Origin of the sequence: Flagellimonas alvinocaridis, from assembly GCF_004916895.1 — a bacterium.
Classification (GTDB): Bacteria; Bacteroidota; Bacteroidia; order Flavobacteriales; family Flavobacteriaceae; genus Flagellimonas; species Flagellimonas alvinocaridis.
Genome location: NZ_SNTZ01000021.1, coordinates 1 through 12,228, shown reverse-complemented (window position 1 = coordinate 12,228; position 12,228 = coordinate 1). Strand labels below are relative to the sequence as shown.

The window sequence follows — 12,228 nt, the reverse complement described above, 5'->3', positions numbered from 1 at the left end:
TGGATTGGACAAAAAGATATTGGAAAACCGTAAATTGATAAAGAGAAGAACGATGCTCAAAAGAAGAAAAGAGCACCAAATTCAAAAGTTGAAACTATGACTTAACTTTGGACTGGGCCAGTTCAGATTCGTTTGAAGACGTACACTGTAGCAACAAAGGATTTGGAAAACTGAAAGTAGTTGTACGTGGAAATAGTATGCGAAACAAAATGTTAGGTAGAGATGCCCAGCAACGTCCTTGGCACAACCAATTAGCCTATGACCTTATCGCCGCTAAAATTGAGTATGATGATAGAAATTTAAAAGAAGCCATTAACATAGCCCGCAATATTATAATTCGCTTGGAAAATAGAGGATTATCTTTTGTTGATTTTGGTCATTTGCGAGCCGACTTAAAAACTGATTATCTCTATAATGCCCGCATCATAAAATTTGTTGAAGGATTGCCAGAACTTTCAAATACCGTAGAAGACTGGTCAAAGCTATGCCCAGCTTACGTAAAAAAAGCTCTAAATCTCGATTATGACATAAATTTTGGAATTAAGAAAACTTCCAAATATTTTGCCAAGACTACGAGAACCGAGCCTGTTTCGGCTCATTTTAACCGAGTTGATATTGATAAAACCAGCTCTCTTACCACCGTTCATCAAGTTAAAGGAAAAACATTGGATGCTATTCTAATATTTTTTGATGAAAAAAACCACGCCAGCAATATTAATTTTAGAGATTTAGAGCCTGATGCTGATGGATTCATAAAAGAAAAGAAACGTATAATTTATGTGGCGATGTCAAGGCCTAAGCACCTTTTAGCTATGGCATTTCCTGAGAAAATTACTAATGAGCAGTTGGTTGAAAGGTTCGGGGAAGATATTACAATCATTAATCTTGAATGATAATCCATTCTTCAACTAAATATCGACCGCACTTCCTTATAAACCCTTTCAAAATTAGCCGACAAATCCGCCTGAGTAAACTGGTTGGATTCTTTTGGAAGCTCTCTCTTAATTTTTGATAATTTAAATTGTACTTTCTTATCCCTGCCATCTGCATACGTGATAAACTCGCCTTGCTTTAATCTAAAGAAAACATCAGCTCTAATCTTCGGGATTTCTTTTTCGCCTGTGGTAATACGGGTATCAAAATCCAGATTATGGCCACGACTGATGCTTTTCGTTGGGTCTTTGATGATTTCAAAAAAGCGTTCATAATATTTGGCAGTATCAGGGTCGTTTACTTTTCCGAAAAATTGATAAGACAGATTACTTAATATCGCTTTACTCGCCTTATCGCCATACATCATATCGTTTTGGATTTTATCTTGCATTACATAAATGGTGGCAATATCATAGCTTCGTAAAGTTGCCGGAATGCGGTGCATATTCAGTAAACGAATGGTTGGCGCTTCTTCCATCAGCAAGAACGAAGGTTTAGAATTTCGCACGCTCATCTGCTTTGTAATGGTGTGAATAATGGTTGCGATGACAGGCGAATAAGACGTTTCATATTTCGGGGTGTTGACTACCGAAATTATGGCAGGATTTTCCTCGTTATTTATATCGAGTGGCACTTCGTCTGCGGATAATGCCATAAAAATGCGTTGTGTACTAATTCGTTTCAGGGCATTTGCCAAGGTACTTTTTACACCAGCTGTTTGCCTATCGGAATCTTTACCGCTAATAAAAGCATCAGCCATTGCCCGTGAAGTCGTATTAGTTTCCAAAAACTGGATAAGGCTATCTGTATCAAGATATTGGTAAATAGCAATTAAATGGGGAAGCGTACAAAATTGTGGGTAGGATGTTTTCAATTTCCAAATTAATCCACCAATCAAACCTTCAGTTGCATCGTTAAAGAATTTGGTTGTTCCCGTTGTTCCGCTTTCTCGTTGTTCCAAAAGGTTTTCGATTAATACCCGTGAAACCTCGTTTACGCTTTCCTCGTTCTCTAAATAGCGTGGTGCGATAGGATTTACTCTGTGGATGATTTTATCGAAGGATATGACCTTAAACGGGATATCGCTATCCTTAAAAAGTGGATATGCCATTTCGGTCAATTCAAAATCTTTGTAATCGTGAATAATTCCGCAAAAGCCTTCTTTCCGAAAGTGCTTCAAAAAACCATACACCACGCTTTCCGTTTTTCCACTTCCTGCAGAACCGATAATGGATGCACCACGTTTAATAGTATTCAATTTGAAGTCGCCTTTTGTGGTTGCAAATTTGACTTGATATTTACTATCGCCACTTTTTGCATTTTCTGTTTTATGCAGAAATACGTACAGTCCTGTATTAATTAGCATTAGAGGGCAAGCCAAGTAGAGTAATATTGTCGTTAATTCATTTACTTCGTACAGATAATGCATAAAAGCTGAAAGCATTGCGATATTCAAAACATACGCATATCTACTTACCCGAAACATCGCATAGAAAACAGTACTGGTCAAACCAATAATTGAAAGTATCGTTATGAGATTATCTATTTGCATACTATTTAGATTCCGATGGAACTTGATTTTATGGCAATTTCAGCACCTCGTCTTAATCTCTTGAAAACTCGAAGTGCAATTTGCGCCTGACTTACTGGGATACTTGGAATTACCGGCAATCCTGTTTTAGTAATCATTTTGAACGCCAATGCTTTCTCGTTAGCTGGTAATTTCATCAAGGCAGCGAAATAGAGGTTGGGATTTTTTACAAAATCCTTTCGTGCTTTATATGTCTCGGCAAAGTTACGTTTGTACCCAAAAGTTTTGTCAAAAGTCTTTTCCGCTTTCTCAAAAAATTTGTCTCGGTCAAAACCACGCTTTACCTTTTTACCGTGCATTTCAACTTCTGAAGCTTTGTGCTTACTTCCTGGGGAAAGGCTTATCGAATTGGAAGCATCTTTTCTGCTCACGATGATATGAATGTGACTTTGGTTGCCTTCTTTCTTCATTCCTTGGACTATCCGCTTTCCGTTTTGTTGATGTGGTGCTTGTCGTTCCAATTTGGCAATTTCCCTTTTCATCTTTTTAATATTCCCTTCAGCTCTTCCTTCTTGAATATTTCGGATATCCGTTTTGAGTTGCAATATTTTTGTGGCAAAGGGTTGGTTTTCTTTTATCTGAAAATCTGTTCCCTTAAAGGTGCGTTGATGTTCAATTTTAGCAAAGTATTTTATATCATCGACGGTTATGGGTCGTCCGTTTATTTCCCGATTAAAGCTTGCAACATAATCTTTCATCAGCTCACGAGTATAGGTTTTTAAATCTTCACGACTGTTCTGTAATCGTTTCAATTCATACTTTGATGGACTGACCGTAATGGAATAAAATTTGGGCTCTTTCTTTTTCAATTTTGTGGTGTTATCATCAATTTCTTTGACGACTTCTTCAGCCGAAATCTCATCGCCATATTGATTGAAAAAGTGTTCCATATCACGTTGTTCTAATCCTTCATTTTCTTTCTCTAAATACCCCACAAAATCGGCTGAACTTTGTGAGTAATTTGCACCCAACTTTTGGGCTGTTATTGTAATATACATAGCTCAAAAATTTATAGTTGATTGCTTGGTTTTTGCTTTTCGCGAAAGCGGACTTCCTTTTTTTCTTCGGCATATTTCTTTTCCAATATCAAAGGTTTTTTGATGGGTTCTTCGGTTTGAAAAAGGGATTGAATCATCGCGACCGTTGGTTTGGTTTGTGTCTTTTCCACATCTCGCACTATAGCGATTACCGCATTTATTCTTTTGAGCAATTTGGCTTCGATGGTTCGCCCTGTTGGACCTAATTTTTCCTTTGGCGAAATCTCATTATAGAAGAAAAAATCGAGAATAGTTGACATCGCTTCAGTATGCGTCTTGAAGTGTGTTTTTGAAAATTCCTGAAAACGCTTGGCGGTTTTCCGTTTGAACCTAATTGTGATAAATGAATCCATTTTCTTTCGCTTTTTTGAAGATTTGACGTAAATCCATCCCTATTTACTGGCGTTTTCAAGCTATTTGACGCAAATTGAAGAAATTTTAAAATCCGATTAATTTTTAAACAACTAAATATCAATGGATTAAATCGAAAATGGAACACGTAACATCGCGCAGCGTGTTACCCTCTTGCTATTCCATTTTCGTCACGCGCAAGCGTGACAAAAATTCCATACAATCCGGCTAAAAAGCCGATTGCCTTTTTCGGAATTGTTCAAATTCCGATATGTAAAAAATAGATGGATATAGCTATCAGCGAAAGTCAAAATTGGATAGCTATACTAATTTATGTATGCTGAATTTCAGCAAAATAAAGATACGTTTTTTTCTTGATATGAGATTAATTAACATATAAAAACACCTCTAAAATTTAGAGGTGTCAGTTTCCTTTTGGTCTTGAAATTTATATATTAAACACATAGTTATAAGAGTATAAATTTCGCAATGCTTCTTCGTCAAGCATTTTGTCCAAATTAGTATTATGCTTAGTAGCATAATTCATCATATCCTTGCCATACTTTTCCTTTACATCTTCCTTGGAATTGGCAATTAATCGCTCTTGTGTTTCCTCGTTCAAATCGGTAAAATTTAGATATATCATAACTTCTAAATTTTAATATTCGCTTGGTAACATCAGCGTATCATTTACAAAAAATAACCGCAGTTCATCGAGCGGAAAATCCGTAGCTCGATAACCGTGTTTTTCTAAGATATTATCATTGCCATCGCTGTAAATTATTTCAGCTTCATAACCAGAATAATCTTGTTTTTCTTTTGATAATTTCTTGAAATCTATGGTAACAAATTTGCTTCGGTTCATCAGACTTTTTGCAATTACAGATGTGTCCGTAATGAGCCAAAAACATTCGGCAACTTCGGAAAGATATTTCAATCCATCGGTAAATCTGGTTCTAATTAGAGGTAGGGAATAGAACATTTCCGTTCCGTGAAAATGTTGTAATCCTTCTTTGATTTCGTTAACTTGTGCTTTCATTGTTTATAGTATTTAAAATGTGAATAATGAAAAAAGAGGGCGCATCTTTAGACGGTTACGCCCTCTTTCATTTTAAGGATTACTTGTCGCCTTTGCTTCCAAGCAAAAGGATTTCATCTGCTACCACTTCGGTAACGTAGCGTTGTTCGTTGTCTTCGGTTGTGTAACTTCGGGTTTTAAGTTTTCCCGATATTCCTACTTCTTTGCCTTTAACAACATAGTTCTCTACAATTTCAGCAGTCTTTCCCCAAGCTACTACGGTATGCCAATTCGTGTCCGTTTGCTTGTTGCCTTCTTTGTCCTTGTAATACTCGTTTGTTGCGAGTGAAAAACGGGCTACTTTCTTTCCGCTTTCAAGGTTCGTAATGGTTGGCTCTTGTCCAACGTTTCCAATTAACTGTACGTGATTTTTAATGGTACTCATAATAAAAAGATTTGTGTCTGCTTTTTTTACAGACTGATTAATATTACCCTTTCAATTCAACTTGATTTTAAGGGGTGTTTGTTCTTTTCTTCTGTGCACCGCACAATGGATAGAGTGGGTTTTGTCCAGACTTTTAGAGAATAAATCAGGTGTGTTTGCGACGTAGTAAAATCCTTGGATTTTCAAGGAAGTAGAAACCTTATTTTTCACTAAAACTTGTATAGTCTTGACAAGTTCCATAAGGGCATTAGCAATTCTTTTAAACACAGTTGCGTTTGAGCGTACCGACAGTTAAGCGAGATAAGTGGCTGTGGTTAAATTAGAAGTGGTTATGTCGTGCCAGTTTTTCGCTGTACCGAAAAACGATAAAGGCTTTATCCATTATAAACCCCTTAAAATGTGTAAGGCAGCGGTTCGGTTTTTAAGAATTTTTGAGCAAGCAATCAAGAAGGACTTGCCACAAATTCTGTTAAGAAAATCGAAGCGATGCCTTTCCGATGAGAAAGCGGACTCGATTCAAAATTTTGGCTCAGGAATGTAGTGTTCCTTCCCAGCGTAGCGGGAAGGGTTAACGGAATGGAAAGCTAAAATTGGGGATTGTGTCCAAGATATTTGTAGTGAAGCTCTTTGCCCGAAGTGTAGTGGTTGCCTGCTTTTTCAGCAGGTGAGCGTGGAATGTAGGGGAATGGGCTGAGTGGATTATGAAAGCGTAATATTCTATTCCGTAGTGTTTAAGGCGGACTTGATTTGAAAGATGTAGATTGGGAATGAAGCGTTTCTCGCTTTTGGGCGGGTTTAGCGCAATGGAAATCGTAGTCTTTTAAATTGTGTCCAAGACCTTCTATAATGAAGCGCTTTTCCCGAAATGTAGCTTTTTCTGCGGAATGTAGGGGAATGGGCTGAGTGGATTGGAATTAACCTTTTGTAATATATTTAGTCATCCAGTTTGAGGTACTGGACAAACCTATATTAACTTTATGCCATAGCATAGACTTCATCGAACAACTTTTTATCCAGCCGTTCCTGTTGGCCAAAGCTTTTCTTTAAAACATTATGAAGTACTGAGTTAAACGCATTGTAACCTAACCAAAGATTTGGTTCTTCATTGAGCAACAAGGCTTCATAGTTTAAGATTTCTATGACCTCACGAGATTTTTTCGATGGGTCGCTGTTCTTGTCGCTACATTCATACCGGAACAGTTTCGTTTTGTCAAGAATCGCTTTTACAAATTCTTGCGTATCGATGATTTTAAATTTCTTCATCTTGTCAAATTTCTTGGTAATGGTGTAGAATTCATTATCCAGAAATTTATCGAAAAGATTGTTCAACCTTGGCATAATCAAGTGTGTGTTGTTTTTACTGTGTTTTATGGAAAACTCAATTTCTGCTTGTGACACGTGCAGACCGTTTGAGCACACTTCTCTATAAAACCCGAAGTGTCCAGAGGTCTTTTCGCTTCCGTCATAAGAGTTCTTGAACCGAAGCATCGGCAGTATCAAGTCCTTATCGTTTTTGACGGTAAACTGGCTTTTGTCGTCGATGATAAAGTCTGTAATGAACGACCTATCATTTTTGCTAATAGTCCGCTTGTGGAAGTTCAGCTGTGCATCGGTCAACATTTCTTCAGCTTTCTTAAAGAACAATTGATTTGGAATGTGGCCGTAGCTGTTCGAGACCACATTGACGATTTTGCCATTAGAGATTATGGCATTTTCAAGCCCTCTTCGGGATTCCATCTGTGTCAGACTTTTTAAGGATTTCATTTCTGATGGCACGAAGATTTCATCCTGTTGCAAATTTTGTAAATACATAGCTTTTGAATTTAGATTAAACAATATTTGAGCAGAACCCAAACGGAAGCTAAAATCTCAGCTCAAAAGGAAACGGAATAAATAGAGAGTGAGCGAGTGGTTTATGCCGTAGTCTTTTGATGGGTGTATTTTACGAGTTTACCTTTGTGATAATATTGATTGATTATTTTTTCATAAAAAAAAACCTCTCAAATAAATTGATGTGCAGCCAATTGAATCCAAGTATTATTTTTTTAACACCTAGTGCATTTTCAAGCACACTCAACACTATACAGTTCCACCACCTTGCTTTTCCCTTTTAAAATAAGTTTCCCTTGATGTTCAAAATTGATATGTGCAACCGGTTTCAATTTTTTTTGCATTTTGGCTGAAACAAGCATTTCTTTGCCCAGTTCGTTACACTTTTCTTGAAGTCGTGCCGCTATGTTAATGGTATCGCCGTGATATGCCATTTCTCTTTTGAGTTCGCCTACTTCGGCAACGATTATTTTTCCGTAGTGCATACCTGCTTTAAACTCTGGTGTTACACCGTATTTTTCTTGATAGTAAGAAGATTTTTCAAGCAGCCTATTTTTAAAATCGTAAAAGGCTTTTAGACAGTTGTTGTTTTCTAAACCTGTTTTGGTAGGCCAAGTGAGCACCGCTTCATCGCCCACGTGCTGATAAATTTCAGCTTTAGATTTTGCGACGATGCTCAAATCTCTAAAACAGTCTTGCAATAATCTGCTATATTGTAAATGCCCTATGGTTTCGGCAATGGTGGTGCTAGACTTTAAGTCAATAAACAGAAAAATTCTATTGTCTTCTTTAGGCGAATAAAAAGCACCCGTAAAAAGTTTCCAGAGGTTGCCCTGTCCTAATCTTTTGTCAATTTCGTTAAAAACACTTATCAATGTAATGACGATAAAAAAATAGAGTACCAAAACAGCAACTTGACTGGAAAACATAAGTTCCTTGTAAGTTTCCCAATAAAATGTTTCACCAGTTAACTCGTGAAAAATATAGCCTGCACAAAATATGATAACAAAGATAATGATGAGATAACTGAAGGAAGAAACCAGTACCAATTTGCCCAAGGACATATTTCTGTTGACGTATTTTTCAAAAATCACTTCAAAAAAGCCGAATAAAATTCCAGCTAAAAGCCCTAAAACTAAAATTACGACAAGCCTTTCTGTTAACGGGATTTCATTAAAATCCGAAACTACTTCCTGACCATAGTTTCGCAACACCATCCAAAGCCCAAAAATGAGTGGCCAGATGATTAAATGCTTTATAAATGTCCTACTATAATTTTGCTTCATACGATAAAGATACTAAAACTTACAGCCTAATAATTGTGCGAGGGGAATTTACACACGGCAAATTCCCCTCGGCTTTTAGAGCTTGTCTATTCAAAATAATCAAGCGCTTTATATTTTTTTTTAATTTCAGAATACAAATATGGTACGTTATTTAAAATGGAATGATGATATACATCACCTTAAATAATTTGCTATATGAACACATTTTAATTATTTTGAGGAATTAAATAAAGATGTATGGTAGTTATGCTATAAAAACAAAAGTTTGTGCTACAATGCGCAAAGTTACCTGTTCACCATACTTAGATGATTTTATGAGTTTATTTGTATCAAGAAAGCTACCTTTTTACGTGCTATTAATATTTTTAGTGACATCAATAAGTGGTTTTTCCCAAGATAAAAAACCCAAAGTGGCTTTAGTGCTAAGTGGTGGTGGTGCTAAGGGATTAGCGCATATCCCAACTCTGCAAGCACTAGATTCATTAGGAATAAAACCAGATTTACTAGTAGGTAATAGTATGGGTAGCATAGTGGGCGGCCTATATGCTTTAGGCTATTCTGGGGATAGTATTGCAAGTATCGCAAAAAAAGCCAATTGGGAACAGCTTATGGGTGGACGCGTTTCACTAAAAAATGTTAGCGTTGAAGAAAAAACCGAATTCAATAGATACTTGGTAGAGCTTGATTGGGTTGAAGGGAAAATTAAATTAGGCTCATTTTTACTGAATGACCAAAAATTGAGAGAGTTCATAGCAACCTTAACGTTTCCGAGTTATAACATTAATCATTTTGATAAACTTCCAATTCCCTTTAGAGCAGTAGCTACCGATATTGTTAACGGAAAAGAAGTGATTTTGGACAATGGCTCTCTTTCTTTTGCAATGCGTGCAAGTATGTCTATTCCTGGTGTGTTTTCGGCCGTGCCCTATAAAGAAACTTTATTGATAGATGGCGGTGTACTCAATAATTTTCCGGTGGATGTTGCCAAAAATATGGGTGCCGATATAATTATTGGTAGTGATGTTGGCGGTGGAATGATGGACAAGGAAAAACTGCAAAACATTTCATCCTTATTGTTTCAGGCAGGTATGTTGAGCAGTAACCTGAAAAACCCAGAAAATAGAGCACTTTGTGATATTTTAATAGACCATACCAATCATTTAACTTTTTCTACCGGCGATTTTCAAAAAAGTGCACAAATCTACGAAGAAGGAAAATTGGCAGTAGCCGAAAATATGACGCCACTCACAGAGCTTTCCAATCTATTGAAAAACTACAATCAACCCAATATAACATTACCTGTGGTAGAAGATAAAATTCTATTGGACACCATTGTTTATAATAACATTAGTAAAACAAATCTTGCTCTTGTTAAAGCTCGTACAAACCTAAAGACCAATACTACCTATTCCAAACAAGAAATTGTTGATGGGATTAATAGGGCTATGGGAACAACTATTTTTAGTCAAATCACTTTTGAACCATTGGTCAACGACAAAAAATTAGGCATTCAACTCAATGGATTTGAACGCTCAAAACATCAAGTAAAAGGCGCTTTGCATTATGATGATTATCACGGTGTAGGCATCCTTGTAAATTATACAGGAAGAAATATTCTTGGTGCGGCATCACGCTCTCTAATAACCTTGGACGTAGCAGAACAGCCAAGATTCCGATTGCAGCACCAAAAAAATTTTGGAAGTGACAGGGATTGGTGGTGGCGTACTGAAGCGTTAGGACAACGCCTTAAGCAACAAGTTTTTATCGGTGGCGAAGCTGTGGATGATATCAAGTATCGTTATTTTCAATTTGAAAACCAGATAAATCGAAATATAAATTCTCTGACCAGCTACGTTGGTATTGGTTTAAAATACCAAAATACGTATCTCAAACCCACTGTTGACCCTAAACTAAACGAAAATATTTTTGGATTGAAATCCTACGCATTCAATGCTATCCAATTGAATGCACACTACCTGTACAATACAATGGATGCAGTTTTTTTCGCTACTAACGGGACTAATCTTATGGCCACAGTTGGAAGGTCGTTCTATAATGATGTTGAAGTTAAATTTTCAAATCCGGATATACCTACAGAGGAAGGGTCAACAGATAACTATACCAAACTCGGATTCAATTATGAAAAACGATTTCCGTTGAGCACGTCTTCTACTGCAATTATTGGTGCTTCAGCTAATTTTATTCTTGTTGATGACGGAAATGCCAATAATGTATCCTTTAACGATTTTGGCGTTGGTGCCAAATACTTTTTGGGTGGCAACCAGTTGGACCCTCGTCAGGATAGTTTTATGTTTCCGGGACTTAATGAAGGTGAACTCACTGCAAGCCAGTTTATAAAGCTAAACCTTGGGTTGCAGTATAAGCTCAAGGCAAATTTATACATCTTGCCACACGTGGATGCTGCAACCGTAGGTTTTAATGATTTTAAAGATTATTTTAAAGATGCATTTACAGCAAACGGACAATGGCAAGACTCTAACACCACTAGCTTTTTGTTTTCATCTGGCGTTACATTAGGTTACAATTCTATTTTAGGGCCTGTAAATTTTGATGTTTCTTGGGTTAATGATATCAATAAAGTTCGGATTTTTATTGGTGTAGGCTTCCCGTTAAACAGGTCAAATTAATAGTAAGTTCACAATTTTTAAACTGGAAATACACTTCTAATTCACATTCTAAATTTCTATTATTTTTTCAATCGTACCAGCAATCGTACACGAGGATTGAACAGTATTAAATATGGTTCCAAATTTTTCAATATTCTTTTTCAATAAATCTATATTTAAATGACTGTCGGTGCTATAAATTTTTAACTTATAATGTACTTCATCCATTCTCGGTGGCTTTTCTAAGCGTGCGGCATTCACACTTATTTCGGCTTTTGAATATTCAAACTTTATTAAAATCTGAAATTACTTCCTGACCATAGTTTCGCAACACCATCCAAAGCCCAAAAATGAGTGGCCAGATGACAAGGTGTTTCGTTAAAACCGTTAAGTAGTTCTGTTTCATAGCTGTTTAGATTGAAATATGAAGTCTAAAATTGTGCGAGGGGAACTTACATTCTGCAAATTCCCCTCGGCTTTATAAAGCTTGTCTATACTGGATAATCAAGCGCTTTTTATTTTCTCAATTTCAGAATACAAATATTGTAAGTTATTTAAAATGAAACGATGACATACATCATCGCTACCATTGATATATATCAATAAAAGAAACCACAACGGCAATTACATTTGTATTTTATTTTTTAAACATAAACGTAACAGAAATGATAAACGTAAACACAACGGTGCATATGATTATTGATAGCACCACAACAGAACTGGACTACGAAAATGCCTTTACGCAAATGAAAGAAATCACTAAAAAAGAAGGACATTTCAATATCCTTTTAGAACTGAATGATACAGATGGTATTATGAAATTTAAAAGTCTGGGATTTCTTTCAGAATTAAAATGGTTTGGACTTAAAAATCTTCGGAAATATGCTATCGTAACTGATATTGATTGGGTAGAAAATTTCATTTCAGTAGGTAATGCGCTCACGCCAGGTATAGGCATTAAAGTGTAAATCTTCAACTAAAAGTGGACTGAACTTGGTCTAAAGATAAGTGATGGTTTTGTTATCTTCAAGGCTAGCCTTGAAGATGGATTCATTAACCATTTAAAACACTTAAAATGACAAAGAAGAAGAACACGGAATCAATCGTAAA

11 protein-coding genes are annotated in these 12,228 nt (G+C 36.3%); 3 read left to right on the top strand and 8 right to left on the bottom strand.

The features are described from left to right. Positions 1 to 107 precede the first annotated feature (107 nt). Positions 108 to 893 (top strand): 3'-5' exonuclease, encoded by a 786-nt coding sequence (locus EZV76_RS16635; protein WP_136567662.1) that lies wholly within the window; start codon positions 108 to 110, stop codon positions 891 to 893. Between the two features lie 11 nt (positions 894 to 904). Here EZV76_RS16635 and EZV76_RS16630 read toward each other — a convergent pair whose 3' ends face one another. The 8 genes from EZV76_RS16630 to EZV76_RS16595 all read right to left on the bottom strand — a co-directional run bounded on the left by EZV76_RS16630 (position 905) and on the right by EZV76_RS16595 (position 8,491). Further along, positions 905 to 2,485, bottom strand: coding sequence for a type IV secretory system conjugative DNA transfer family protein (locus EZV76_RS16630; RefSeq protein WP_136567661.1), 1,581 nt, complete (start codon positions 2,483 to 2,485; stop codon positions 905 to 907). A gap of 5 nt (positions 2,486 to 2,490) precedes the next feature. Beyond that, entirely contained in the window at positions 2,491 to 3,522 is a 1,032-nt protein-coding gene (gene mobB / locus EZV76_RS16625) for a MobB family relaxase (RefSeq protein ID WP_136567660.1), read from the bottom strand. 11 nt (positions 3,523 to 3,533) lie between these two features. Then, positions 3,534 to 3,914 carry a BfmA/BtgA family mobilization protein gene (locus EZV76_RS16620; protein WP_136567659.1) on the bottom strand — a complete coding sequence of 127 codons (381 nt, stop codon included), beginning with the start codon at positions 3,912 to 3,914 and terminating at the stop codon, positions 3,534 to 3,536. Positions 3,915 to 4,360: 446 nt separating this feature from the next. Beyond that, positions 4,361 to 4,558, bottom strand: a complete 198-nt coding sequence (locus EZV76_RS16615; protein ID WP_136567658.1) for a hypothetical protein — start codon at positions 4,556 to 4,558, stop codon at positions 4,361 to 4,363. 12 nt (positions 4,559 to 4,570) lie between these two features. After that, positions 4,571 to 4,951, bottom strand: coding sequence for a DUF6876 family protein (locus EZV76_RS16610; protein WP_136567657.1), 381 nt, complete (start codon positions 4,949 to 4,951; stop codon positions 4,571 to 4,573). A gap of 79 nt (positions 4,952 to 5,030) precedes the next feature. Continuing rightward, positions 5,031 to 5,375 carry a single-stranded DNA-binding protein gene (locus EZV76_RS16605; RefSeq protein WP_136567656.1) on the bottom strand — a complete coding sequence of 115 codons (345 nt, stop codon included), beginning with the start codon at positions 5,373 to 5,375 and terminating at the stop codon, positions 5,031 to 5,033. A gap of 975 nt (positions 5,376 to 6,350) precedes the next feature. Continuing rightward, entirely contained in the window at positions 6,351 to 7,187 is an 837-nt protein-coding gene (locus tag EZV76_RS16600; protein ID WP_136567655.1) for a DUF932 domain-containing protein, read from the bottom strand. Positions 7,188 to 7,438: 251 nt separating this feature from the next. Beyond that, positions 7,439 to 8,491 (bottom strand): adenylate/guanylate cyclase domain-containing protein, encoded by a 1,053-nt coding sequence (locus tag EZV76_RS16595; RefSeq protein WP_136567654.1) that lies wholly within the window; start codon positions 8,489 to 8,491, stop codon positions 7,439 to 7,441. 275 nt (positions 8,492 to 8,766) lie between these two features. Here EZV76_RS16595 and EZV76_RS16590 point away from each other — a divergent pair, with 275 nt between their 5' ends. Together EZV76_RS16590 and EZV76_RS16585 are read left to right on the top strand one after the other, a co-directional pair. After that, positions 8,767 to 11,139 (top strand): patatin-like phospholipase family protein, encoded by a 2,373-nt coding sequence (locus EZV76_RS16590; protein WP_236640953.1) that lies wholly within the window; start codon positions 8,767 to 8,769, stop codon positions 11,137 to 11,139. A gap of 644 nt (positions 11,140 to 11,783) precedes the next feature. After that, a complete protein-coding gene (locus EZV76_RS16585; protein ID WP_136567653.1) occupies positions 11,784 to 12,086 on the top strand; it encodes a SpoIIAA family protein in 303 nt (100 codons plus the stop codon). The last annotated feature ends 142 nt before the right edge of the window (positions 12,087 to 12,228 follow it).

What these genes read in the sequence shown, in the direction of transcription:
- EZV76_RS16630 (WP_136567661.1), bottom strand. Translation starts at nt 2,485, where the DNA reads ATGCAAATAGATAATCTCATAACGATACTTTCAATTATTGGTTTGACC.
- mobB (WP_136567660.1), bottom strand. Translation starts at nt 3,522, where the DNA reads ATGTATATTACAATAACAGCCCAAAAGTTGGGTGCAAATTACTCACAA.
- EZV76_RS16620 (WP_136567659.1), bottom strand. Translation starts at nt 3,914, where the DNA reads ATGGATTCATTTATCACAATTAGGTTCAAACGGAAAACCGCCAAGCGT.
- EZV76_RS16615 (WP_136567658.1), bottom strand. Translation starts at nt 4,558, where the DNA reads ATGATATATCTAAATTTTACCGATTTGAACGAGGAAACACAAGAGCGA.
- EZV76_RS16610 (WP_136567657.1), bottom strand. Translation starts at nt 4,951, where the DNA reads ATGAAAGCACAAGTTAACGAAATCAAAGAAGGATTACAACATTTTCAC.
- EZV76_RS16605 (WP_136567656.1), bottom strand. Translation starts at nt 5,375, where the DNA reads ATGAGTACCATTAAAAATCACGTACAGTTAATTGGAAACGTTGGACAA.
- EZV76_RS16600 (WP_136567655.1), bottom strand. Translation starts at nt 7,187, where the DNA reads ATGTATTTACAAAATTTGCAACAGGATGAAATCTTCGTGCCATCAGAA.
- EZV76_RS16595 (WP_136567654.1), bottom strand. Translation starts at nt 8,491, where the DNA reads ATGAAGCAAAATTATAGTAGGACATTTATAAAGCATTTAATCATCTGG.
- EZV76_RS16590 (WP_236640953.1), top strand. Translation starts at nt 8,767, where the DNA reads ATGCGCAAAGTTACCTGTTCACCATACTTAGATGATTTTATGAGTTTA.
- EZV76_RS16585 (WP_136567653.1), top strand. Translation starts at nt 11,784, where the DNA reads ATGATAAACGTAAACACAACGGTGCATATGATTATTGATAGCACCACA.